The sequence below is a fragment of the Psychrobacter sp. CAL346-MNA-CIBAN-0220 genome, from assembly GCF_040309805.1.
GTDB lineage: Bacteria > Pseudomonadota > Gammaproteobacteria > Pseudomonadales > Moraxellaceae > Psychrobacter.
The window spans coordinates 1-254 of record NZ_JBEOPF010000515.1; the positions used below are offsets into that span (position 1 = coordinate 1).

Below are 254 nucleotides of genomic sequence, written 5' to 3' on the forward strand. Positions count from 1 at the left end.
GTAAATGACAACGAAGATATTGATTTTGGACTAATGCGTTTTAATGGGGATAACGGTGGTTATGTTTTAGCAAGAGTGGGGGCCGATAAAGTAATTTTATTGAATAAAATAGATGAGTTGCCAGCAAATGGTGCAACGCCTTTGACTGAAACATTATGGGAAGCTTATTTATACATAACAGGACAAAAAGTATATTACGGTACTAATACAAACGAACGTGACAAAACAGCCGAATCTTCTGGGTATTATAAATC

General features: G+C 35.4%; 1 protein-coding gene. It reads left to right on the forward strand.

Annotation, left to right across the window (positions count from 1 at the left end; genetic code table 11):
- Positions 1-254: hypothetical protein (locus tag AAEY88_RS14605; RefSeq protein ID WP_350563545.1), on the forward strand; the 254-nt coding region annotated here is incomplete at both ends.